This is a genomic window from Micromonospora sp. DT68, from assembly GCF_049847245.1.
In the GTDB taxonomy this organism is placed as follows: Bacteria; Actinomycetota; Actinomycetes; order Mycobacteriales; family Micromonosporaceae; genus Micromonospora; species Micromonospora profundi.
This window is the reverse complement of record NZ_JBNCNZ010000011.1, coordinates 77,048-100,407: the sequence shown is the minus strand read 5'-3', so window position 1 is coordinate 100,407 and position 23,360 is coordinate 77,048. Positions and strand designations below refer to the sequence as shown.

21 protein-coding genes and 1 riboswitch are annotated in these 23,360 nt (G+C 73.1%); of the genes, 5 read left to right on the top strand and 16 right to left on the bottom strand.

Annotation, left to right across the window (positions count from 1 at the left end; genetic code table 11):
* Window positions 1–39: 39 nt before the first annotated feature.
* From ACPXB1_RS20605 to ACPXB1_RS20590, 4 genes are all read right to left on the bottom strand, one after another.
* Entirely contained in the window at window positions 40–1,119 is a 1,080-nt protein-coding gene (locus ACPXB1_RS20605; RefSeq protein WP_355630740.1) for a MerR family transcriptional regulator, read from the bottom strand.
* Window positions 1,120–1,227: 108 nt separating this feature from the next.
* Window positions 1,228–2,400, bottom strand: coding sequence for a saccharopine dehydrogenase family protein (locus ACPXB1_RS20600; protein ID WP_425735667.1), 1,173 nt, complete (start codon window positions 2,398–2,400; stop codon window positions 1,228–1,230).
* A 49-nt stretch (window positions 2,401–2,449) separates the two neighbouring features.
* A complete protein-coding gene (locus ACPXB1_RS20595) occupies window positions 2,450–3,598 on the bottom strand; it encodes an alcohol dehydrogenase catalytic domain-containing protein (protein WP_425735666.1) in 1,149 nt (382 codons plus the stop codon).
* Window positions 3,595–4,035 (bottom strand): hypothetical protein, encoded by a 441-nt coding sequence (locus tag ACPXB1_RS20590; RefSeq protein WP_355630724.1) that lies wholly within the window; start codon window positions 4,033–4,035, stop codon window positions 3,595–3,597. The genes ACPXB1_RS20595 and ACPXB1_RS20590 overlap by 4 nt, the downstream gene beginning before the upstream one ends.
* A gap of 77 nt (window positions 4,036–4,112) precedes the next feature.
* On the opposite strand from ACPXB1_RS20590, the gene ACPXB1_RS20585 reads away from it, so the two are divergent.
* The gene (locus tag ACPXB1_RS20585) at window positions 4,113–7,100 is read left to right on the top strand and encodes a LuxR C-terminal-related transcriptional regulator (protein WP_425735665.1); all 2,988 of its coding nucleotides are present in this window, start codon (window positions 4,113–4,115) and stop codon (window positions 7,098–7,100) included.
* Between the two features lie 32 nt (window positions 7,101–7,132).
* On the opposite strand, the gene ACPXB1_RS20580 is transcribed toward ACPXB1_RS20585, so the two are convergent.
* From ACPXB1_RS20580 to ACPXB1_RS20570, 3 genes are all read right to left on the bottom strand, one after another.
* Entirely contained in the window at window positions 7,133–7,681 is a 549-nt protein-coding gene (locus ACPXB1_RS20580) for a DsbA family protein (RefSeq protein WP_355595157.1), read from the bottom strand.
* Window positions 7,678–8,175, bottom strand: a complete 498-nt coding sequence (locus ACPXB1_RS20575; RefSeq protein ID WP_355595159.1) for a redoxin domain-containing protein — start codon at window positions 8,173–8,175, stop codon at window positions 7,678–7,680. Before ACPXB1_RS20575 ends, ACPXB1_RS20580 begins: the two co-directional genes overlap by 4 nt.
* Before the next feature lie 63 nt (window positions 8,176–8,238).
* On the bottom strand, window positions 8,239–8,925 hold the full coding sequence (locus ACPXB1_RS20570; protein ID WP_355630718.1) for a BON domain-containing protein: 687 nt from the start codon (window positions 8,923–8,925) through the stop codon (window positions 8,239–8,241).
* Between the two features lie 337 nt (window positions 8,926–9,262).
* Between ACPXB1_RS20570 and ACPXB1_RS20565 the strand changes: the two genes are divergently transcribed.
* Window positions 9,263–12,013, top strand: coding sequence for a cellulose binding domain-containing protein (locus ACPXB1_RS20565; protein WP_355630715.1), 2,751 nt, complete (start codon window positions 9,263–9,265; stop codon window positions 12,011–12,013).
* A 222-nt stretch (window positions 12,014–12,235) separates the two neighbouring features.
* Here the strand turns inward: ACPXB1_RS20565 and ACPXB1_RS20560 are convergent, their stop codons facing one another.
* Window positions 12,236–12,643 (bottom strand): hypothetical protein, encoded by a 408-nt coding sequence (locus ACPXB1_RS20560; protein ID WP_355630712.1) that lies wholly within the window; start codon window positions 12,641–12,643, stop codon window positions 12,236–12,238.
* A gap of 134 nt (window positions 12,644–12,777) precedes the next feature.
* Window positions 12,778–12,921, bottom strand: a complete 144-nt coding sequence (locus ACPXB1_RS20555; RefSeq protein ID WP_355595167.1) for a hypothetical protein — start codon at window positions 12,919–12,921, stop codon at window positions 12,778–12,780.
* A gap of 433 nt (window positions 12,922–13,354) precedes the next feature.
* Here ACPXB1_RS20555 and ACPXB1_RS20550 point away from each other — a divergent pair, with 433 nt between their 5' ends.
* Window positions 13,355–13,717, top strand: a complete 363-nt coding sequence (locus ACPXB1_RS20550; RefSeq protein WP_053653152.1) for an STAS domain-containing protein — start codon at window positions 13,355–13,357, stop codon at window positions 13,715–13,717.
* A 27-nt stretch (window positions 13,718–13,744) separates the two neighbouring features.
* Here the strand turns inward: ACPXB1_RS20550 and surE are convergent, their stop codons facing one another.
* Window positions 13,745–14,572: a 5'/3'-nucleotidase SurE gene (surE, locus tag ACPXB1_RS20545; protein WP_355595169.1), complete on the bottom strand. Its 828-nt coding sequence runs from the start codon at window positions 14,570–14,572 to the stop codon at window positions 13,745–13,747.
* On the bottom strand, window positions 14,569–15,531 hold the full coding sequence (locus tag ACPXB1_RS20540; protein ID WP_425735700.1) for a 1-phosphofructokinase family hexose kinase: 963 nt from the start codon (window positions 15,529–15,531) through the stop codon (window positions 14,569–14,571). The genes surE and ACPXB1_RS20540 overlap by 4 nt, the downstream gene beginning before the upstream one ends.
* A 187-nt stretch (window positions 15,532–15,718) precedes the next feature.
* Between ACPXB1_RS20540 and ACPXB1_RS20535 the strand changes: the two genes are divergently transcribed.
* Complete coding sequence (locus ACPXB1_RS20535) at window positions 15,719–16,186, top strand: SRPBCC family protein (RefSeq protein ID WP_355595173.1); 468 nt, start codon at window positions 15,719–15,721, stop codon at window positions 16,184–16,186.
* Between the two features lie 164 nt (window positions 16,187–16,350).
* On the opposite strand, the gene ACPXB1_RS20530 is transcribed toward ACPXB1_RS20535, so the two are convergent.
* The 4 genes from ACPXB1_RS20530 to ACPXB1_RS20515 all read right to left on the bottom strand — a co-directional run bounded on the left by ACPXB1_RS20530 (window position 16,351) and on the right by ACPXB1_RS20515 (window position 21,901).
* Window positions 16,351–17,415: a coiled-coil domain-containing protein gene (locus tag ACPXB1_RS20530; protein ID WP_425735664.1), complete on the bottom strand. Its 1,065-nt coding sequence runs from the start codon at window positions 17,413–17,415 to the stop codon at window positions 16,351–16,353.
* Window positions 17,416–17,420: 5 nt separating this feature from the next.
* A riboswitch (cyclic di-AMP (ydaO/yuaA leader) is annotated at window positions 17,421–17,552 on the bottom strand.
* Window positions 17,553–17,692: 140 nt separating this feature from the next.
* The gene (locus ACPXB1_RS20525) at window positions 17,693–18,610 is read right to left on the bottom strand and encodes a cation diffusion facilitator family transporter (protein WP_355595175.1); all 918 of its coding nucleotides are present in this window, start codon (window positions 18,608–18,610) and stop codon (window positions 17,693–17,695) included.
* Between the two features lie 106 nt (window positions 18,611–18,716).
* A complete protein-coding gene (locus ACPXB1_RS20520; RefSeq protein ID WP_355595177.1) occupies window positions 18,717–20,834 on the bottom strand; it encodes a HelD family protein in 2,118 nt (705 codons plus the stop codon).
* A 107-nt stretch (window positions 20,835–20,941) separates the two neighbouring features.
* Window positions 20,942–21,901: an alpha/beta fold hydrolase gene (locus ACPXB1_RS20515; protein ID WP_355595179.1), complete on the bottom strand. Its 960-nt coding sequence runs from the start codon at window positions 21,899–21,901 to the stop codon at window positions 20,942–20,944.
* Between the two features lie 152 nt (window positions 21,902–22,053).
* Here ACPXB1_RS20515 and ACPXB1_RS20510 point away from each other — a divergent pair, with 152 nt between their 5' ends.
* Complete coding sequence (locus ACPXB1_RS20510) at window positions 22,054–22,710, top strand: carbonic anhydrase (RefSeq protein ID WP_355595181.1); 657 nt, start codon at window positions 22,054–22,056, stop codon at window positions 22,708–22,710.
* A gap of 93 nt (window positions 22,711–22,803) precedes the next feature.
* On the opposite strand, the gene ACPXB1_RS20505 is transcribed toward ACPXB1_RS20510, so the two are convergent.
* Window positions 22,804–23,133 carry a hypothetical protein gene (locus ACPXB1_RS20505; RefSeq protein ID WP_030330285.1) on the bottom strand — a complete coding sequence of 110 codons (330 nt, stop codon included), beginning with the start codon at window positions 23,131–23,133 and terminating at the stop codon, window positions 22,804–22,806.
* Between the last annotated feature and the right edge of the window lie 227 nt (window positions 23,134–23,360).

Sequence of the window (23,360 nt, the reverse complement as noted above, 5' to 3'; positions counted from 1 at the left end):
GCCGAATCGGCAATAGCTGTCAGAGCCGGGCAAGAGTTGTCAGAGCCGGATGGGCATCAGCACGGAGAACGTGTCGGCGTCGCCCGGCCGGCGCACGGCAAGCGGGGCGATCGGCCCGTCCAGCTCCAGCACCAGCTGCGGCCCACCGGCAGCGTCCAGCGCGTCGAGCAGGTAGTCACCGTTCACCCCGATCCGCAGCCCGCCGGCCCGAGGTGCCTGGTCCGGCTCGTCGGTGGGGTCCAGCACCCGTAGGCCGCCCCGGTCGTCGAGGCCGAGAACTGTCACCGCCAGGGGCCGGCCTGCGTACTCGCGGGCCACTGTGGGGGCGGCCGGGTCCGTCAGCGCGGCGCGCAGCGCTGCCACGTCCACCGGGACGCGGTACGTGGCCTTGTGCTCGCCGACCGCCTCCCGAAGCAGGCGGCGGTAGTCCGGGAAGTCGTACGGCAGGGCGGTTCCGGTCAGCGTCCGGCCCGCCACCGAGATCCGCAGGTCGGTGCCGGCCACTGTCAGCCGTACCGGCTCGGGATCTTCGCTGTCGAGCAGCCGGCGCAACCGGTCGATGAGGTCCACGGGCAGGAGCATCCGCGTCGGCGGACCGTCGACTGTCGCCCCGGCGCGGGCCAGCGCCATCCGGTGCCGGTCGGTGGCGACAAGCCGCACGGCGTCCGGCTCGACGTCCAGTAGCACCCCGCAGAGCACCGGCAGCTCCGGGTCGGCGCCGACGGCGAAACGCACCGCGTCCAGCGCGGCGGCCAGCTCTGTGGGGGAGAGCAGCAGCGTCGTGGCCTGAGCCGGCGCGGGGTCGACCAGGGCCCGGAGCCTGTCGATCTCACGGCGGGCGTCGGCGAGCCCGTCGGCGAGCCGGCGCAGATGCGCGTCGAGCAGCCGGTGCACCTCGGCAGGCTCCGCGCGGACCGCGGCGGCGATCTCCGGCACCGGCATGCCGACCCGGCGCAGCCCGGCCACCAGCCGGGCCGGGGCGATCTGCTCGTCGGTGTACCAGCGGTAGCCGGTCACCGGGTCGACGAGGGCCGGCTCCAGCACGTTCGCCGAGTCGTAGAAGCGCAGGGCGCTCACTGTCAGGCCACTGGCCCGGGCCAGCTCACCGATGCTGTGCAGGTCGCTCACCACGCCGGCATCCTGCCCCCTCGACCTGGTCGAGAGTCAAGCCGCCGCCGTTAGGAAGGGCCCCTCTTTATACAAAAGGCGTTAACAAGGTGCCCTTCCTTACACCAGCACGCGGAAGGTGAGCCCTGCCCGGATCAGGCGGTCGAGCAGCGCGTCGCCCATCGCGCTGACCGGGGTGAGCTGGCCGGCGGCCGGCGGTAGGTCGTCGAGGGCCAGGCAGAGCGCGGACTCGGCGAGCATCTTCGCCGTCTCGTCGTAGCCAGGGTCGCCGCCGGCCACCTCGGTGACCACCCGCTGGCCACCGCCGACGCCCACGAACCGGACCCGGAACCAGGACGTCGCCCGCTGCTGCGCTGTCGGCCCCTGCCCGGAGGCGAGCCGACCGAGCAGCCAGCGTCGGGTCGGTGGCAGCTTCACCAGGCCGACAAGCGCGCCGAGCCCCACCGCGCCGGCCAGCACGGTCGGCAGCCGCTTCACTGCAGCGAAGTGCCGGTAGCGGAAGTCCGGACCGTATTCGGGGCGGGCCGCCGCCGAGCGGCGGACCACCTGCGGGTCGATGGTGGGCAGCGGCACGGCCCAGATGCCCAGCTCCGACGAACGGGCCACCCGGCCCGGCACCGCCCGGACCCGGCGGTCGTCGGGGCGTGGCTCCACGGCCCGGCGGGCGCGGGCCGCCCGGCTCGCCTCCCCGGTACGGGAGAACGCGGTGAGCGCGGAATGGTAGGTGCCGGCGGAGAACCGGGCGCCGGCGCGTACGTAACCGTCGACAGTGATCGGCACGTCGGCGGGCAACTGCTTGATTGTGAACCAGACGCCCAGGTCGTGCGGGATGGAGTCGAACCCGCAGGCGTGCACCAGTCGCGCGCCGGTGCGGGTCGCCTCGGCGTGGTGCCGGACGTACATCAGGTCGACGAACTCCGGCTCGCCGGTGATGTCCAGGTAGTCGGTGCCGGCTTGGGCGCAGGCGGCGACAAGCGGCTCCCCGTGGTGGACGTACGGGCCCACGGTGCTGGCGACCACGCGGGCGCTCTGGGCGACCGTCCGTAGCGAGTCGGCGTCGGTCACGTCGGCGGTGAGCAGCGCCAGGTCGGCGAGTGCGGGGTCGATCGCGGCGAGCCGGTCGCGTACGGCGGCGAGGCGGTCCTGGTTGCGCCCGGCAAGCGCCCAGCGCAACCCGGGCGGCGCGTGCCGGGCGAGGTATTCGGCGGTCAGCCCGCCGGTGAAGCCGGTAGCGCCGAACAACACCACGTCGTACGTCCGCTCCCCATCCATCCTGCGAGTCTGCCACCCGTCGACAGCGCTCGCCGATCACGAGGGCGGTTCACGGCGTGAACACGGCCCGGACGCAGCCGTCGGCGCGATCCCGGAACAGGGCGTACCCGTGCGGGCCGTCCTCAAGCGGCAGCTGGTGGGTGGCCAGGTGCTCGGTCCGCAGCTCGTCGCGGGCCATCCGGTGCAGCAGCATCGGCACGTCCCGCAGGTCCGGCCGGCGTGCCCCGCGCAGCGTGAGCCGCCTGTCGGTCACCGCGCCCAGCGGGAACGCGTCGACGAACGCGCCCGCACCGCCGAGCACCACCACCACGCCGTCCTTGCGGCAGGCGTGCACGGCCTCGTGCAGCGCGTCCGGGCGGTCGGCGCCCCGGCCAGCGAGACGTTCGGCGACGGACCGCGCGGGCGGGGCGCCGACCGCCAGCACGCACACGTCCGCGCCGCGTCCACCGCTGCGGTCCCGCAACTCCGACGGAATGTCGGTGCGCCGGTAGTCGAGCGGTTCCGCCCCGGAGTGCCGTTCGGCCATCCGGAGCCGTTCCTCGTGCCTGTCGACGACGACCACCCGGTCGGCCCCACGCATCATCGCGGCGCGGGCGGTCAACTGGCCGACGGCACCGGCGCCCCAGACCGCCACCACGTCACCGGGTCGCACATCGCCCAACTCGGCGGCCAGCCAGCCTGTCGGCGCGGCGTCGGCGGCGAACAGCGCCCGGTCGTCGCCCACCGCGTCCGGCACCCGGAACGCGCCCACGTCGGCGTACGGCACCCGGACGTACTCGGCGTGACCACCAGCGAAGCCACCCGCCGCCGGGGGCCGACCGAAGCAGCCGGCGTCCGAGCGTTCCCAGCCGGGGCCGGCTGTCACCGGGTCGGTGCTGCCGTTGTCGCAGCAGGAGTGCCGGCCCCGGCGGCAGTACCAGCAGCCGCCGCAGGCAACGCTCGCACCGACCACGACCCGATCGCCGACCCGGTGTCGCCGGACTGCCGGACCGGCCTCGACGACCTCGCCCAGGAACTCGGCCCCGAGCACGTCACCGGCGCGCAGCAGCGGATCCCGACCGCCAAGCAGCGGCAGGTCGGCACCACTTGTGCAGCTGCGCCGGACACGGACGATGGCGTCCCGCTCGTTGCGTAGCTCCGGGTCGGGCACCTCGCGTACCGCCAGCTCGTCGGCGGCCACCCAGCACAGCGCCCTCACCCGGGGGCCTCGGGGCGGTCCAGCGCGGAGCGGTCCGGGCGCAGCACCTCACCGGCCTCGACCCGCTGTTTGACCTGGCGCAACGTCCGGCGGACCAGCAGTCGCGGGTCGTCGCCGACAAGGTGCGCGGCCAAGCCGACGGTCGGGGCGGCGCCGGCCAGCGGGCGGGCCGCCAGCTCGGTGCCGCGGTCGCCGGGCGCCGGGCGCATCCGCACCTCGACAGCGCCGTCCAGGCGGCGCAGGGGCTCCGGCCACCGGCCGTCGGGAAGCACCTGCTCCGGCGGGCGGTCCACCGTCACCACCTCCCACCGCGCGGCCGTGGTGGGGTCGCCGTCCGCACCGGGCCGGCCACGCCGACGGGGTACGCGCACAAGCCGTCGCGCCCTGGCCAGCGCGGCGCGGGTCAGGGCGGATCCCGTGCGTGTCAGGCGTCCCATCCGTCCCTTCCGTCCTGCCGGATCCACGTCCCCCGATCGTGCGTCGACACCGGGTGAAGCGGGCTCGCCCGGAAGGGGTGAACCGTCCCGGGTCGGGTAACCGCAGCCCACCAGGGGTGGGGACGCGTCGGTGGGGGTGGGGCCGGGTGCCGGAACAGCGTGATCGCGTGCGGGTGGGCACGGCGCCGGGGTTGCCCGGGGAGCCGCCGCTGCTGGCGTCCCGGCTGACCCCGGCCGTGCCGCCCGAGCCGGTGGTGGCCCGGCCCCGCCTGCTGCGTCGGCTCGACGAGGGCAGCGCCGGGCCGGTCACCCTGGTCACCGCACCGGCCGGCTGGGGCAAGACCACACTGCTGGCAACCTGGGTACGCCTCGCAGCCGCCGCGCCCGAGGCGGGCTCCGCGCCGGACGTCGAGGTCGGGCAGGCGGTGGCACCTGGGCCTGCGCCGGCGTGGGTCTCGGTGGAGGCGGGTGACGACGGCGACCGGCTGTGGGCGTACCTGGCGGCGGCGCTGCGGACCGCGACCGGGGCGGCGGACGACAACCCGGTGGCGCCGCTGCCCGCCGGCCCACCGCGCCCCGACCAGCTGGAACTGCTCGCCGCCGGGCTGGCAGCCCTGCAACGCCCGGTGCTGCTGGTACTGGACGACCTGCACCGCGTCGCCGATCCGGCGGCGCTTACCGGGCTGGAGTTCCTACTGCGGCACTGCGAAGGGCGACTGCACCTGGTGGTCGGTGCCCGGGCCGGGCTGCCGCTGGCAGTGCACCGGCTGCGCCTCGCCGGTGAGCTGACCGAGATCGGCCCGGACGAGTTGGCCTTCACCGACGACGAGGTGGCCGACCTGCTCACCGCGCACGGCGCACCGCTGCCCGCCACTGCCGTACGCCGGCTGCGGACCCGTACCGGGGGCTGGCCGGCGGCGCTGCGGATCGCCGCGCTGGCGTTGCGGGGCAGGCCCGACCCGGAACGCTGGGTGGGGCAGTTCGGCGGCGACCAGCCGGAGATCGCCGGCTACCTGCGCGAGGAGGTGCTGGCAGCCGTCGACCCGGCCGACCGGGACCTGCTGCGCCGTACCGCCCTCGCCGAGACGGTCTGCGCCGACCTGGCCGAGGCGCTCACCGGTCGCGCCGACGCCGGGCAGGCGCTTGCCGACCTGGCCGAGGTCGGTGGCCTCCTGCGCCGGGAGGACAGCCGCCCGCCGTGGTACCGCTGCGACCCCCTGCTCGCCGACCTGCTCCGCGCCGAGCTGGCCCGGCTGCCCGGCGACGAGCTGCGGGAACTGCACGAGCGGGCGGCCGACTGGTACGCCGGGGACGGACGCCCTGCCGACGGCCTGCGGCACGCCCTCGCTGCCGGCCGGTGGGACCTGGCCGGGGATTTGTTCGTCGCGCACTGGCCGGAGCTGACCCGGTACGACGACGAACCCGTCAGCGGCCCGACGCCCCCGTCCCCGCCACCGGACGTGCTGCGCGCCGACCCGGAGGTGGCCCTGGCCTGCGCCGCCGAACGGGCGTACGTCGGCGACCTGCCCGCCGCCACCGGCCATCTGCGCGACGCCGCCGCGTACGCCGATGCCCTGCCGGTGCCGCGCCGGGACCGGTTCCTGCGGATGGCGACAGCCCTGGAGCTGACGGTGGCCCGGCTCGCCGGTGACCGGGCCGAGGCCCGCGCCGCCGCCGCCCGGCTGCTGCGCACGCGTCCAGCCGCAAGCACGCCGACCGGCATCGCGTCGGCCGGGCCCGCGTCGGCCACGTCCGTGCCGGCCACGTCCGCGTCGGCTGGGCCCGTGCCGGCCACGTCCGCGCCGGCTGGGCCCGTGTCGGGCGTGCCTGCGGACCGCCCGCCCAGCACCGACGACGCCGACCTACGGGCGTTCACAGGTACCGCGTTGGGGCTTGTCGAGCTGGCCTGCGGCGCTCTGCCCGTCGGGCGGTTCGTCAGGGCGCGGGAGGCGGCCCGGGAGGCGGGTCGACCCCGCACCGAACTGGTCGGCGCCAGCCGCTCCGCGCTGCTGCTCGCGGTGCGCGGCGATCTGCACGCGGCGGAGCGGGCGGCCCGCGACGCCCTCGGTATGCCGCCGTGCCGGGGCTGGTCCTGCCGGCTCGACTGCGCCTACGCGTACCTGGCGTTGGCGGTCGTGGCGCTGCACCGTGACCAGCCCGAGGAAGCCGGCGCGAACCTCACGCTCGCCGCGCAGGCGACCGGCCCGGTCGGCGCCGTCGACGCGGGCTCCGGGTCGTCCAGCGCGGCGGGTGAACCGGTGGCGACGGCCCTCGCGGCGTGGTGCGGGGCGCACCTGCACCGTGACGCCGGTGATCCGGCGACCGGCCAGCGGATGCTCGTCCGGGCCCGTGAGTCGCTGCCTGACGAGCCGAGCGCCGCCGAACTGTCGGGTCTGCTGCGGGCCGCGGAGGCCGAGATCCGCGCTGAGCGGGGCGACCTGGACGGTGCTCGGGTCCTGCTGGCGGACGCCACCGCCGACGCGGCCACCCCGGCACTCGCCGTGGCGCTGGCCCGGGTCCAGTTGCGCGCCGGTGACCCCGCCGCCGCCGGGCGGACCCTGCCGGACTGGCAGGCGCCGCCCGCCGCCGCCTGGCCCCTGCCGGTACGCCTGGACGCCGGCCTGCTGGACGCAATGCTGGCCGACCGGAGCGGGGACGTACGCCGGGTCGGCCGCACCCTGGAGCAGGTGCTGGACCTGGCCGGCGCGCAGGGCTGCCGTCGGGTCTTCACGCGTGCCGACCCGTCGGTGCGGGACCTGCTGGCCGCGCACCTGGACGCGGGCACCGCACATTTCCCGCTGGTCAGCGACCTGGTGCGCCAGGTGGAGCAGAGCGCGGCCCCGACGTCGGCAGAGCCGGCCCGATCGCTCGACGAGCCGCTCACCGAGCGGGAGCTGACGATCCTGCGCTACCTGCAGAGCATCCTGTCCAATGTGGAGATCGCCGCCGAGTTGTCGCTGTCGGTGAACACTGTGAAGACCCACGTCCGCAACATCTACCGCAAGCTCGGCGCGACCCGCCGGCGTGAGGCGGTCCGGCGGGCGCGCGAGCTGCGCCTGATCTGAGCGGCGGTGAGCCCCTCGAATCAGGCGACGGGTCAGGCGTTGGCTGCGGCGTCCACGGCGGCCAGCAGGTCGGGCAGGTCGAACCCGCCCTCGTGTCGGACGTCGTTGATGTACAGGGTCGGCGTGCCGTTCACGCCGCTGCGGATTCCGCCCACGAAGTCCCGGCGCACCCGGTCGGCGTACGCACCGCGCTCGACCTCGTCGTTCACGGCGTCCGGCGGCAGCCCGAGCTGCTCCACGCCGAGTGACAGGTGCACCGGGTCCAGTTGGTCCTGGTGCTCGTACAGCCAGTCGTGCATCTCCCAGAACTTGCCCCGGCTGGCGGCGGCCTCGGCCGTCTCGGCGGCACGCTCGGCGTACGGGTGCACGTTGGCGATCGGGAAGTAGCGGTAGATGAGCCGTACCGTGTCGGAGCGCTGGCGCAGCAACTCGTGCAGGTTCGGGTAGGCGGCACCACAGAACGGGCACTGGAAGTCGCCGTACTCGATGATGGTCACCGCGGCGTTCGACGGCCCGCGGACGTGGTCCTCGGCGGTGACCGGCTCCCGCAGTCGGGCGGTCACCTGAAACGGCGTGGTCATCCGGCCACCACCTTCCGGTCGACGGCGATCCGCTCCAGCGCGTCGAAGATCCCGTCGGCGCCCGGGTTGACGTCTGGCGAGGACAGGTAGCTCCAGGCGACGGTGCCCGTCGGGTCCAGCACCACGAGCGCCCGTGCCGCCACGCCCCGCGAGGTGTACGCGCCGTACCGGCGGGCCACCTCACCCTTTGGTTCGAAGTCGGCGAGCAGTGGAAACGTGATGCCCTGGCTCTCGGCGAACGCCCGGTGCGACCACAAGCTGTCCACCGAGATGCCGAGCACCATCGCCTGATACTGGTCGAACATCGGTCCCGCCGCCTGGTAGAGCGACATCTGGTCACCGCAGACCGGGCTCCAGTCGGCGGGATAGAAGGCGAGGACGACGGGTCGACCCCGGAACTGCTCGGGCCCGATCTGGCGCCCGTCCGGAGTGCTCGCCAGTGTGAAACCGGGCGCGGGGCGTCCCGGCTGGATCAGCCCGTTGGGATCACTCATGTACCCAGCCTGCTTCCCGGGCGGGTGAGGTGGGCTCACCCGCCCGGGGTGGTTCCGCGTTCGTCAGCGCAGGACCGGGGCGACAGCGATGTGGTTCTGGACCTCCCGGATGCCCGGCGCGGACCAGGCCACCTGCTCCACCTCGGCGCGTTCGGGCATGGAGTGCACGAGCCCGGTGAGTACGACTGTGTCGCCGTGCACCCGGACGCCTATCCGTTCGGCTGCGGTGGCCTCGGCGCGGGCGAGCGCGTCGACGATCCGTTCGGCCAGGTTCGCGCTGTCCAGCGGGGCGACCGGTCGGACGCTGATGCCGTTGCTGACCCCGCGTACGCCGGTCAGCCGGCAGACGGCCCGTTCGGCGGCCCGGCGCTGGTATTCCCACTCGACCTCGCCGTGCAGCGTCACCCAGCCGGCCGACACGGTGACCTGGAGCTTCTCGATGGGCACGAACGCGTCCCACTCCAGTGCGTGACCGGCTGCGGCGGCCAGGTCGGGGTCGGCGCGCTCGGCGCTGCCGGGGAGCCGCACGGCCACGTCGTTGGCGACGGCCCGGACCTGGGCCACGCGGTGCGTGGCCCGTTCGGCTGCCCACTTCTTGGCGTAGCTGTCCACCCGCCCGGTAAGCGTGACGACACCCTCGTCGACTGTCACGCCGATCTCGTGCGGCTGCACCCGGGGTTCCCAGGTCAATTCGTCGAGTACGGCGGACTGGATGTCCTGGTCGGTGCGGCTGATCGTCGCGACGGCCATCGGCCCTCCTCCGCTGGGTTGACTGGCGGACCGGGGTCGCGGCCGGAGCCGCAGGCCCGCCGGGGTCCGATCCTGCCGTCGGCACGGGTGAGGCGTCCTCATCCGGTACGGGTGAGCGTCTCCTTCGCAAGCTACGAACATCGATGATGGGAGCGCTTCCATGGCGGCGCGGGATCGGATAGGGTAAGCGCGTTCCTCGATCGCGCAGAGCCGTCGCGTCGGGTGGTTGGAGTCAGGGCAACTCCGGCCCGTCCCAGCGTCGTGCCCGTCCCCCGGGCCATGGCGTGACCACTCGTCGTTCCCGTCCCCCGGGCGTCCCTGCCGAGAGGAACAAGCAGTGTCCAGGAGTCTCGCTGGTGCGGTGGTGTCCGCGCTGGCCGCCGCCGCGGCAGTCGTGGTGGCCCCCTTCGCCGCCGCCTCGGTGCCAGCGGCCGACTCGGCGTCGGCTGCGGCCGCCGCCGAGGCGTACAGCTGGCGCAACGTCCAGGTCGGTGGCGGCGGCTTCGTGCCCGGCATCGTCTTCAACCTCACCGAAAAAAACCTGATCTACGCCCGCACCGACATCGGTGGGGCGTACCGCTGGGAGCAGTCCAGCCAGTCGTGGACGCCCCTGCTCGACTGGGTCGGCGCCGACCGGTGGGGCTACAACGGGGTCGTCAGCATCGCCACCGACCCGGTGCAGACCAACCGGGTGTACGCGGCGGTGGGCATGTACACAAACGGGTGGGACCCGAACAACGGCGCGATCCTGCGCTCGGCCGACAAGGGCGCCACCTGGCAGATCACCGAGTTGCCGTTCAAGAACGGCGGCAACATGCCGGGCCGGGGAATGGGTGAGCGGCTCGCCGTCGACCCCAACCGGAACAGCATCGTCTACTACGGCGCCGAGGGTGGCAACGGGCTGTGGCGCAGCACCGACCACGGGGCGACGTGGGCGAAGGTCACCGCCTTTCCGAACGTCGGCAACTACCGGGCCGACCCGAGCGACCCCAACGGCTACAACGGGCAGAACCAGGGCCTGACCTGGGTGAGCTTCGACAAGAGCACCGGCTCGGCCGGCTCCACCACGCAGACCATCTACGTCGGCGTGGCGGACAAGGAGAACCCCGTCTACCGCAGCACCGACGGGGGCGTGACCTGGTCGCGGATCCCCGGCCAGCCCACCGGCTACCTGGCCCACAAGGGCGTCGTCGACCCGGTCGGCGGTCACCTCTACATCGCCACAAGCGACACCGGCGGCCCGTACGACGGTGGCAAGGGCGACGTCTGGAAGTTCACAAGGTCCACCGGAGCGTGGACGCGGATCAGCCCGGTGCCGTCCACAAGCGCGGACGCCTACTTCGGCTACAGCGGCCTGACCATCGACCGGCAGCACCCGAACACGCTGCTGGTGGCCACCCAGGTCTCCTGGTGGCCGGACGCGATCTTCTTCCGCAGCACCGACGGCGGGGCGAGCTGGACCCGCATCTGGGAGTTCACCAACTATCCCGAGCAGTCCCGCCGCTACACGATGGACGTCAGCTCGGTGCCCTGGCTGACGTTCGGCGTCAACCCGGCGCCACCGGAGTCCTCGCCCAAGCTCGGCTGGATGAACGAGTCGGTGGAGATCGACCCGCACGACTCCAACCGGATGATGTACGGCACCGGCGCCACCATCTACGGCACCACCGACCTGACCAAGTGGGACACCGGCGGCCAGTTCACCATCAAGCCGATGGTGCGCGGCCTGGAGGAGACCGCCGTACTCGACCTGATCAGCCCGCCCAGCGGCGCGCCGCTGATCAGCGCGCTCGGCGACGTCGGCGGCTTCCGGCACACCGACCTGGACGCCATCCCGTCCATGCTGTTCACCCAGCCGGTCTTCACGAGCACCACAAGCCTGGACTACGCCGAGAGCAAGCCGGCCGTGGTCGTCCGCTCCGGCAACTTCACCGACGCCGACCGGCCCGGCGACAGCCACGTCGCCTTCTCCACCGACGGCGGCGCCACCTGGTTCCAGGGCACCGAGCCGTCCGGGGTCAACACCGGCGGTACGGTCGCCGCCGCGGCCGACGGCAGCCGGTTCGTCTGGGCGCCCGGCGACGCCGGTCAGCGGGTTGTCTACTCGGTCGGCTTCGGCAACACCTGGACACCGTCGACAGGCATTCCCGCCAACGCGACTGTCGAGTCCGACCGGGTCGACCCCAACCGGTTCTACGGCTTCAGCGGCGGTCGGGTCTACCTCAGCACCGACGGCGGTGCGAGTTTCACCGCCACGGCGGCGACCGGGCTGCCCACCTCCGACGTACGGTTCAAGGCCCTGCCCGGCCGGTCGGGCGAGCTGTGGCTGGCTGGTCCCGGCGGGCTGTGGCGGTCCACTGACGCGGGCGCCAGCTTCGCCAAGTTGGGCGGAGTCAGCGCCTCCGGCAACGTCGGCTTCGGCAAGGCCGCGCCGGGGCGGACCAACCCGGCCGTCTTCCTGTACGGCGCTGTGGACGGCCAGCCCGGCGTGCACCGCTCCGACGACGGCGGCACGACCTGGGTACGCGTCAACGACGACAGCCACCAGTACGGCAACCCGACCGAGGCGCTGACCGGTGATCCCCGCGTCTACGGCCGGGTCTACCTCGGCACAAACGGTCGGGGGATCGTGGTCGGCGAGCGCACCGGCGGCCCCACCACCCCGCCGCCGACGACGCCCCCTCCGACGACGCCGCCGCCCACCACGCCCCCTCCGACGACTCCGCCTCCGACCACTCCGCCTCCCACGACCCCGCCGCCTCCGACCACGCCTCCGCCGGGTGGCGGGTGCGCGGCGACGTACCGGGTGACGGGCTCCTGGTCTGGCGGTTTCCAGGCCGAGCTGGTCGTCAGCAATCCCGGAAGCGCGCCCATCGCCGGCTGGACGTTGGGCTGGACCTTCCCGAACGGCCAGCGGATCAGCCAACTCTGGGGCGGCACGCACACCCAGAGCGGGGCGGTCGTCTCGGTTCAGGACAGCGGCTGGAACGGCGCGCTCGGCGCCGGCGCCAGCACCACCGTCGGCTTCCTGGGCACGTGGACCGGCAGCAACGCACCTCCGGCAACCGTCACCTGCACGAGTCGCTGACCTCGGGTGGTCCGGGGACAACCCCCGGACCACCCCCGGAACACCGGTCCGCCGGGGCTGTCTGAGGGGTCCGGCACCCCGGCGGACCGGCCTGACACCCGCTCAGGCTCCTCCATCGTCGGTCGCGCCGACGCCGTGTCGAGCACCAAACCGGCCGCGCACACACAAGAGCGAGCCCCGCCGACCGGAAGGTCGAGCGGGGCTTGTCGTGCGGGTGGGCTGTCAGTCGTCCAGGCCGACGGGGGAGTTGGGGCGGTCCACGTCGACGAACTCGACGTCGTTCACCGCGCGGTCGTCCCGGCTGCCGGCGGCACGAGCGGCGGAGCCGACGGCCCAGCCGACCGCCGCGCCGACAAGCGCGGCACCGATCAGCAGCGTCCACGGCAGGGCCGGCTGGCGACCGGCGAGCGCGTCGAAGGCACGGGAGGCGCGCCGCCGCGCCTCCTCGGCTGCCGAGCCCACCAGATCACCAGCGCCGTCGGCGAGGTCACCGCTGTTGCGGCGGGCCGAGCGGGCGGTGTCCCGGACGCTGTCCCCGGCGGAGCTGACGGCGGAGACCAGGTGCTCCCACGCCTGGTCCGCGATCCGCTCCGGCTTGCTGCGGCGGTCCAGCAGGTTGGTTCCGAACATCGTGGTTACCTCCTCGGGTGCCGAAGCCACCTACCTCGGACTTCGGCGGCTGTCCAGCGCGTCACGGCTCGCTCATCCCGCAGTGCCCCGCGCCGCCCGCGCGCAAACCCGGCCGGCACGGTCTCCCGAACGGTTCAGCGCAGGGTCACCACGGCAGCGCCCCGGGCGAAGTCGTCGTCATCGTCGTCATCGTCGCCCCCGCCACCGCCGAAACCGCAGGCCAACACGAGGGCAAGCAGCAGGCCGACACCAGTCAGCCCGGCCAGTCTCTTGATCATCGAAGGTCCTCTCCGTCACGGTGGGTGTCCCGGGCTGATGCTAGGGGGCATCGGCAACCTCGGGCGGATGATTGGACCTCGGTATCGGATGCCCGAGGGGGAATCACGCCCATCGAGCTCAGCATCCCGGTAGACGCGACACGCCGGGCTCAGTCGGGCTGAGGCGCGGGGCGGGCGGATTGTGGGGCGTGTCGCGTTCGGGCCGCTACCCTTGTCCGCGGCGCGTCGGTTCCGACCGATTGCCGACTGAGCAGATAACGAAAACTATTGACTGATCAGATACCGAAAAGAAGGGATATGGGCCACTTTGGGTGGCCGGATCCGTGAATTGCTCATCCCGAGGGGTGGCGACCGAGGCCGTCGGAGGAATACTCTCGGTCGCGGCCCGCGTACTGATGAGACGCCCGGGGGACGGGCGGGTGGAGGTGCTCGCGTGAGCCTGTCGATCGTGCAATCAGTTCTGTCCGGTGGTGTCGTGGAGATCTCCCCGCGTGGCGAGATCGACGTCGACACCGCATACGAGGTGCGGGAAGCGATCGCGGAGGTGCTGGCCAAGGGCCGCCCGCTGCGCATCGAGCTCAACATGAGGCTCGTCACCTTCATCGACTCCGTCGGCATCAGCGCCATGGTCGCCGGCTTCCAGACCGCCGAGGTCAGCGGCGTCAAGCTCGTCGTCACCGAGCCCAGCCGGTTCGTGCACCGGCAGCTCTGGGTGACCGGCCTGCTCGGCCTCTTCGGTGCCCCCGAGCCCTACTTCGCCGGCGCTGCCACCCCCGAGGTGCTCCCCGGCGCCTGAGCGTCGCCACACCTCGCGCGGGGCCCGTCAGGGCTCCTGGTCCAGACCGGTCAGGTCCACGTCGGCCGCCTCGGTAACCGCCCGGATGGCTGTCACCGACGCGTACCCGCCGGCAAGCAACGCGACGTCCGTGCCGGGCTGCGCGGCCTGGCCGGGCTCCTCCAACGAGGTACGCACGAAGCCGTGCCCCGACTCGGCAACAGTCATCTGCACCTGGCCGAAGCTGGCCAGCGAACCACGGCGCACCCCGCGCAGCCGCCCGTGCGGCAGGTCGGGGGCGTTGACGTTGAGCACGCTCTCCGGCGGCCCTGCCGTGAGCCGGGGCAGCAGGTCCAGGGCTACCCGGGCGGCGGTGCCCCAGTGCCGCTCGACGTCGCGTACCCGTGCCGCGGCGTCCACCGCCGCGCCACCGCTGGCGGCCGTCGCCTCACCGGCCGACAGCACGTCCAGCGACACCGCCATCGCCCGACAGCCGTTCGTGGCGGCGGTGAACGCGGCACCGACAGTGCCCGAGTGCAGCACGGCACGGCCGGCGTTCGCGCCCCTGTTGATGCCGGACAGCACCACCGACGGCGGCGGCCCGAACGCGCCGTGCAGCGCGATGAGCGTGATGAAGCCGGGCGAGCCGCCCACCCCGTACGCCGGCACACCCGGCAGGTCCGCCAGCGGATGATCGTGCACCACGACCCGGCCGTCCCGTTCCACAGCGCTCATCGCGGCGCTGGTACCGCTTGCCTCCTCCAGCGGCGCCGCGACCACCACGTCCAGTCCCCGCTGCGCCGCGGCCCACGCCAGCGCCTGGATGCCCGGCGCGGCGATCCCGTCGTCGTTGGTGATCAGCACCCGCAGGGTCATCTGTCGACCACCCGGTCGGCCAGTTCGTCGGGGGTGGTCCGCTCCTGGGGCCGGCTGTCCGCCGGTGCCAGCTGGACCCGCTCCACCAGCCCGGTGATCGAGTCCAGCCGACCGGTGCCCAGGCCGTGCCGGGTGACGTTCAGTGCCCCGGCTGCGGCGCCGGTGCGGATGGCGGTGCGGATGTCCCCACCGCGGGCGATCACGGCGGCCACCCCGGCGGTCATCGAGTCGCCCGCGCCACGCGGGTCGGCGGCCTCCAGCCGGGGCATCTGCACCTCGAAGAGTTCCCCGTCGATGAGCGTCAAGGCCGGCTGGTCGGCCCGGCTCACCACCACCGTCTCGGCGCCGGCCGCGTGCAGTTCGTACATCGCCCGGGTCAGCTCCGCTGTCTCGTCGTTGCGGGCGCGCCCGTCGCGGATCAGCTCCTCGTGGCTCACCTTGAGGAAGAACACCCCGCTCTCCAGCGCCGCACCGAGGTGCTCCCCGGAGAGGTCGACCACCACCCGGCTGCCGTTGGCGCCGAGGTCGGCGGCGAAGCGCCGGTACACGTCGGCCGGGACGAGCCACGGCTCGTTGGGCCCGCTCAGGATGCTCACCTCGGCGCGGAGGCCCTCGCCGAGCGCCAGGTTGTAGAGCTCGTCGAGCTCGTGCCGGCTCAGCGGGTGCCCCGGCACGTCAACGATCTCCTGCCGGGAGCCGTCCCGACGGTCGTGCACGTAGGCGCCGCTGCCGGAGTCCCGGACCACCACCTTGAGGTCGACGCCCTCGCTTACCAGCAGCGGCTCCAGCACCTGGCCGATCTCGCCGCCGAGCGCGGCGCACAGCACCACGTCGACACCGAGCGACAGCACCATGCGGGCCTGCCAGACGCCCTGCCCGCCGGGGTGCAGGTGCAGCTCGGGGTGGTCGTTCGGCTGATCCACAGTTACCGTCAGTTGCGGTGTGGGCGCGAAGACCATCACGTGCCCGCTCACCGGTCATCCCCGTTCATGCGTCCGCCCTTCATCACGACCGGTGATACCTCAACAGCTGACGGTAGTGATAACGCGTCGCCAATGCCCGGGCAACGGCCGGTGTCCGTCCGGACGTTGCCAGCCCCACCGGTGTACGGGACGATCGTGCGACCCATCGACGGCGGGAGACGGCGTGCTCAGCAGCGACACGTTCAGCTACACCGTGCAGGCCCGCTGTTCGCTCGCCGACGCGGCGGCCCTGCTTGGCGACCTGAGCCGCCAGGGCGAGCTGCACCCACTGATCATCCGGGTGCGGCGAGTCCCGCCCCGGCCCGGAGCCGTGGCCAGCTACACGATCAACGACCGTCTGGTCGCCGGCCCGCTCCGCTTCCGAACCACCTATCACGCGGACGTGCTGACCCTCGACGACGACGAGATCGTCACTGTCGCACGCCAGTGGCCGGCCACCACGGTGCGTAACCACACACGCCTACGCGCCGAGCCCGACGGCCTGGTCCGGATCGACGTCGAGATCACCCTGCGGGCACCGAAACCCCTCTTCCGGTACGCCTTCAGCCAGGCCCGAGTCGCCCACCTGGCCCTGGCGGCCCGGCTGGGAGCGGCCCTGGACCGCAGCGACAACCCCCCACCGTCGACCTGACCAGCCGCCGCTTGGCGCGCGGACCTTGTCATGATCGTGCTCGATCCAGGATGTCGTGGTGTCGGGCCGTTGGGAGGCCACTACATCCTGGTTCGAGTGCGGTCGCGCAGACGTACACCGGCCGGCGTCCCCGCGTGGGGGAGCGCCGGCCGGGTCGGGTCGGGCTAGTACACGGACAGGTGTACGTGGTTGGTGTGGTCGCTGGACGGGTCGCCGTTCGCCCCGCTGTACGACTTCCACCCGCTGCTGGGCAGCCAGATCTGCCTGTACCAGATCACGTACAGCACGGCGAGCCGGTCGGCGTTGCGGATGAAGTACGCGGCCAGGTTGTTGCCGTACGTCTTGTCGCCGCCGGTGGCGTCCCCGCCGAAGCCGTTCTTCTGCGCGGCGAAGTCGCAGGCGCGACCCTTGGGGTGCTCGCCGGAGCCGCCGGAGCGGTGGCAGGAGACGTACCTTGTGAAGCCCGCGGCCTTGGCCTGGTTGAGGGCGTGCAGGGTGCGTGGGGTGATGCAGCCGTTGGCCGGGGTCGGGTCGTTGACGCTGCAGGACTCGGACGGCCAGGAGCCGTCGGAGTTGCGCGGCGCGGGCTTGGCGTTGGCGGTGGAGGTGCCCCGGTTGGAGCCGGAGTCGGAGGCGGTGGTCTGCTGCCTGGTGTTGGCAACGGCCAGGGCGCGTTCGGCCTGCTCCTTGCGCTTGGCCATCACCTCGACCTGCTTGCGCTGCTCGCGGATCTCGCCGTCGAGGGCGACGCGGGTGCGGTTGGCCTCGTCCTTCGTGGCGATGAGGTCGCGCAGCACCCGGTCCTCGTTGGCGGCGACCACGTCCAGCGCGGCGGCGCGGTCCATGAAGCCCTCGGGGCTGTTGGTGTTGAGCAGCGCCGAGACGGTGCTGAGCCGGCCGGTGCGGTACGCGACGCCGGCGATCTCGCCGACCTTGCCGCTGCGTTCGTCCATCTCGGCTTCGGTGGTCTTGAGCTTGGCGGCGAGTTGCTGCTGCCGCTGGATCGAGGTGTCCAGGGCGCGCTTCGCGTCCAGGTAGCCCTTGCTGGCCGCGTCGAGTGCGGCGCGCAGGGCGGGGGTGCCACCCTCTTCGTCGTTGTCGGGTGCCGCGGCCCGTTGGGTGGCCGGGGGAGCGGCCGAGGCGGCGCCGGCGGGGATGGCGACGCCGAGGGTGAACATCATGACGATCAGCGCCGCCAATCGGGCGGCGGGGGGTCGTGCTGGTGCCACTGCGCATGTCCTTCCGTCAGCCGCCGACCGGGTTAGCTGACGGGTTCGGGACGGAAGATCCCTACCGCTGACGCGGATGCACCCCAGGAACATGGTTCCCCGGTTCGCCCTCTCGGGTGATTAGGCGGCGGCCGCCACCGGCGCCGGGAGGGCGCCGCCGGGTGGTGGCCGGGAGCCAGCCTACCGGTGCTCATGGGGCTGGTGCAGCGATTGTGACTGACGGTGCGCGAAGCGCTACCCAAAACACCGACAAAAGGTATAAAAGCTGACAACCCGCTCACCAAGTGACGGCACCGCAGGCCCCCGGGGCCGCACCGGGCTCGATCTGGAGCGTGGCGTGCTCGATCCGGAAGTCCTCCTGCAGGGCGGTGCGCGCCGCCGTGAGCACGGTGCCGACCTCCGCGTCGGGCGCCATCGTCAGGTGTGCGGAGGCCACCTCCATGCCCGAGGTGAGCGTCCAGACGTGCAGGTCGTGCACCTCGACCACGCCGGGTACGGCGGCGAGCCGGTCGTGCACGGCGGTGACCTGGAGGTGTTCCGGAGCGGCCTGCACGAGGATGCGGACCGCGGCGCGGCCGAGCCGCCAGGTGCGCGGCAGGATGAACACGCCGATGGCGACCGCTACCAGTGGGTCGGCCCACCACCAGTCGGTGACCGCGATGAGCAGTGCCGCGCCGATCACGCCGACCGAGCCGAGCAGGTCGCCGAGCACCTCCAGGTAGGCGCCCTGGAGGTTGATGCTGTCCCGGGCGCCGGTGCGGAGCAGGGCGAACGCGATCACGTTCGCGAGCAGGCCGAGCACGGCGACCACGAGCATCGGGCCGACCACCACCTCGTGCGGGTCGCCGAACCGGCCGATCGCCTCGATCACCACGTAGATCGCGACGCCGGAGAGCAGGACGGCGTTGGCGAGGGCGGCGAGCACCTCGAGGCGGTAGAGCCCGAAGGTGCGCTGCGGGTCGCGGGCGGCCCGTTGGGTTGCGGTGATCGCGGCGAGGGCCATCCCGATGCCGAGTACGTCGGTGAACATGTGCCCGGCGTCGGAGAGCAGGGCCAGCGAGCCGGTGTGCAGTGCGGCCACCGCCTCGACCACCATCAGGGTGGCGAGCAGCCCGAACGCTACCCAGAGCCGGCCCCGGTGCTGCTGTGCGGCGTTGCTGACCGACGCGTGGTGGTGGTCATGACCTGAGCCCACGAAACCCACCTTCCTGTGCCGGCCGGGACGGGGTCAAATGTATGTTCACATCGCTATGTATGCAACTGTAGGGCGCTGGTGGACCCTCGGCCCCGCCAACACGGATTCAGCCGATCGGGTCGATGGTGGTCAGTCGCTGGGTGGCCCGGGACAGCGCGACGTAGAGCGTGCGTACACCCGCACCCGGATCCGCCCGGATCTCAATCGGCGCGACGAGCACCACCCCGTCGTACTCCATGCCCTTGGCCTCCAGGCTTGTCACCACCTGCAACCGTGACCCGCCGAGCGCGCCGAGCCAGCCCGCGACCTCGTCGCGGCGGGGGACCGGCGTGATCACCCCGACCGTGCCGTCCACCTCGGCCAGCAGGCCGGTGGCCGCCTCAACCGTCGCGGCCTCCAACCCGGCCGCCGGTACGACGTGCTCGACCGGATCGACCCCGGTGGAGCGGACGGCCCTGGGCAGCGGCAGATCCGGATAGAGCCTGCGGATCTCGGCCGCCGCCACCGCGAAGATCTCCGCCGAGTTGCGGTAGTTGGTGGTGAGCGTGAAGTCCAGCCGCTTGCGCCGACCCAGCGCCTGGTCACGGGCCCGGGTCAGCTCCTCCGGGTCACCGGTCCACGCGGTCTGCGCCGGATCGCCCACGATGGTCCACGAGGCCAGCCGACCGCGCCGGCCGATCATCCGCCACTGCATCGGTGAAACGTCCTGCGCCTCGTCCACCACGACGTGCGCGTAGTCCCGGTAGTCCGCCGGACGCTCCCGCGCCGCCGCACGGGCCGCCCGCTGGCGGTCGCCAAGCGTGCTCAGCTCCCGGACCCCGCCGGCGAGCTGGAACGGGTCACGCCGGGCGCGGGCCGGCTGCACGGGCTTGCCCAGCAGCGCGTCCAACTCGTCGAGCAGCGCCACGTCCGCGATGGTCAGGCCGTCGGTCTCCAGAGTCCGGTACGCCGCACCGAGCAGCCGGATCTCCGAGCCGGAGAGGATTCCTCCGGCGTACCTGCGCAGACGGTCGGGACGGGCCAGCCAACCGAGCACGTGCCGGGGATGCAGCCGGGGCCACCACGCCTTGAGGAACTCCCGGAACTCCGCCCGCTCGGCGACCTCGTCCTCGAAGGCCCGCTGCTCCGGCAGCCGGCCGATGCCCAGGCGACGGGCCTGCGCCCAGAGCGCGGCGAAAACCCCGTCGAAGCCGGCCCGACGGACCTCGTTGCGGCGGGCGCCCCGGTTCAGCGCGCGGTCCCGGATCGCGTCGAGTTCGGCGCGGTCCAGCCGCAGCAGCGTGCCCCGGTAGAGCAGTCGCAACTCACCAGGCCCGCCCGGCACCGCGTCCCGGACGGCGCGCTCCAGCACCCGGCGCATCCGCAGCGAACCCTTCACCGCCGCCACGTCCGGCGGATCGGTGCGGGTGGCTGTCATCCCCGGAAAGAGGGTGCCGAGCGAGTGCAGGGTCGCCGTGTCCTCGCCGAGCGACGGCAGCACCGAGGCGATGTACTCGACGAAGACCGTGGACGGGCCGACCACCAGGATGCCACCGCCGGCATACCGGCTGCGGTCGGAATACAGCAGGTAGGCGGCCCGATGCAGGGCGACAGCGGTCTTGCCGGTGCCCGGGCCGCCGGCGACGATCGTCACCCCGGAACCGGGCGACCTGATCGCCTCGTCCTGCTCCCGCTGGATCGTCGCCACGATGTCCCGCATGCCCCGCCCGGTGGCCTGGGACAGGGTGGCCAGCAGCGCGCCGTCGCCGACGACTGTCATCCCCTCCGGCGTGGCGGTGGGGTCCAGCAGGTCGTCCTCGATGCGGGTGACCCGTTCCCGCCGGGACTGGATGGTCCGTCGACGCACCACGCCCAGCGGCTGCGCCGGGGTGGCCTGGTAGAACGCGGCGGCGGCCGGCGCCCGCCAGTCGACGACGAGCGTTGTGGCGTCCTCGTCGCGGATGCCGAGCCGCCCGACGTGCAGCACCTGACGGTCCCGCAGGTCCAGCCGGCCGAAGACCAGCCCCTCGTGCTCGGCGTCGAGGGTGTGCCGCCGCTGCGCGGCGTGGAAGACCATCGCGTCACGTTCGACGAGCGCGCCGAACGTGCCCACCCGCGCCATCCGGTAGCCGTCGCGCTCGGCGCGGACCGCGGACTGGCGCAGCTCGGCCAGTCGGGCGTACACCCGGTCGAGGTGCCGCTGCTCGACGGCGATCTCCTGCTCCAGGGCGGTCTGGTCGGTCAACGCACGCTCCTTCGATGTCGCCGGCAAGCGGCGCGAACCGCGCGGGCCAACCGCAGAAGGGTACGGCCCCCGTCCGGATCCGCCGCGCCCGAGGTGCGCGAACGTGCTCAGGCACCCGTCCTGACGGCGCTCGCGTCGCCGGGGCGCGGCGGCACGGCGTCGGCCGGCGGTGCGGCGAGCACCCGACGCAGGACGCCGGTCAGCGCGGCGTTCACCTCGTCGGGACGTTCCATCATCAGCATGTGCCCGGCACCCGGGCAGACGGTCAGTTCGGTGGCCGGCAGCGCCGCGGCGATCGACTCGGCGCACGGCGGCGGTGTCAGCCGGTCCCGATCGCCGACCAGTGCGGCGGCCGGCAGGTGGGCGAGCGCGCTGAGGGTGTCCAATCGGTGCTGGGCGCCGATCGAGGCGCGGAACCCGCCGATCGAGCGCAGTGAGGCGCGGGCCACCGCCGAGGTCACCAGCCGGATGTCGGCCGGATCGCAGCGGTCGCCGAAGAGCATCCAGCGGATGCTCGGTTGCAGCGCGCGCAGCAGCGGGCGGGGCGGCCGCCACGAGCCGCACCGGGCCAGCACACCGGCCCCGGTGGTCTCGGCGAGCCGGATCAGCCGGGTGATCCGCGGCGAGAGCCCGTAGGCGGTGTGCGTGTGCCCCTCGGCGGTGGTCGAGACGAAGACCAGGCCTGCCGTGCGGGCGGTGAAGTGCGCGGGGTGGCGGTGCGCGTACTCCATGATCGTCATGCCGCCCAGCGAGTGCCCGACAAGTACCACCCGGCCGGCCGGCGCGACCGCGTCGATGACCGCCGCAAGATCGTCGCCGAGCTGGGCCAGGGTGGCCGTGGGCAACGCCATGCAACTGGACCGGCCGTGGCCCCGCGCGTCGAAGGTGACCACCCGCACCGCGCCCTCCGACAGCCCGGTGAGCGCGTCGAGCTGCCGGTGCCAGGCGCGCCCGTCAAGCGTCCAGCCATGCAGCAGGACGGCTGTTACCGGGGCGTCCGCCGGCCCCGTGGTCTCGACGTGCAGCCGCACGCCGTCGGGCAGACCGACCTCGAACCGCTCCGGCATCGCCACCTCCCAGGGTCGCCCAGGCACCACCACCGGCACCGGGGATACCCGGCGGTAACACCGGCTACCCGCCAGCACACCACGCCAATCGCGTCGAGGGAACATTCCCGAGCGCCCACCTGTCCGCCACCGACCGGGCCAAGCTGGACGGCATGGGGTCGACGCAGGCGACGCCCGGCCCGCCAGCCGGCGGACCGGCAGCTCACGAGCGACAGGCCGGGGGTACGCCACGGGTCGCGCTCGCGGAACTGCTCGCCGGCAACCGGCGCTTCATCAGCGGTCAGCCCATGCACGGACACGACGTGACGGCCGCCGCGGCAGCCTCCGGCGACCAGCAGCCGTACGCGGTGGTGCTCGGCTGCATCGACTCGCGGGTGCCGCTGGAGGCGATCTTCGACCAGACCTTCGGCGCGATGTGCGTGATCCGCACCGGCGGGCACGTGCTCGACCGCGCGGTACGCGGCTCCATCGAGTTCGCCGTGGGCCAGCTCGGCGTACCGCTGGTCATGGTGCTGGGCCACGAGCGGTGCGGGGCGGTGGGGGCAGCGGTGGAGGTGCTGCGCACCGGTCAGCGGCCGGACGGATCGCTTGCCCACCTCGTCGACGAGATCGCCCCTGCGGTCGTCGAGGCGGGGCTCGACGATCCGGCGGTGCAACCGCTGGCGATCCGCCGGCACGTCGGGCGTACGGTGCGCGCGCTGCGCCACGACGACCTGCTGGCCGGGCCGGTCGCCGCTGGCCGGGTGGCAGTGGTCGGCGGTCTCTACGACCTGGCCACCGGTGAGGTCGCCCTGCTCGACCCGCCCTGAAACCCGGGGCCCGAGCGCCCGGACGCGGACGCGAAACCGCCCGCCGGGAAGTCCCGACGGGCGGTTTCGCTGATGATGCGGTGGGGGAGGGGCTCAGCCCTCGAAGACACCGGCCGCGACAAGGCGCTTCTCGGTGGCCTCCCAGCCGTCACCCGGGTGGGTGGCAGCCAGGTTGTTGATCTCCGCCCGGATCTTGGCGGCGTGGCCGGCGGCGGCCAGCACCCGGATCTCCTCGACGAAGGCGTCGGAGTCGGTGCGCAGGTGCGCGGTCTTGCCGTTGGTCAGGTTACGCACGTAGGCGTGCTTGCCGCCGTTGAGCGGGATGAGGTACTTGAACTCGCCCAGCACGCTGAGGGCGCCACCCTGGCCAGCCTGGCCGGCCCGGACGGACGCGCGCGCGGTCTTAGAGGTGTTGCTCGCCACGGAGGTACTCCTTGCAAGACGTACGGGAGGACTGGACGTCCGGGGGCTGTGTGCGGACGACACGTGAGTCGGCCCGCGAGGTGTAACGCGGCATAAGCCGCCGATGGAACTGTACAGGACCACGACATCAAGCTGCTCGTCGCGGTGTCCTCTGAGCCAACCGAGACCACCCGTCCGGCTATTCCGGCCAGCGAATTTTCCGATTCCCTGGCGCACCATCCGTCACA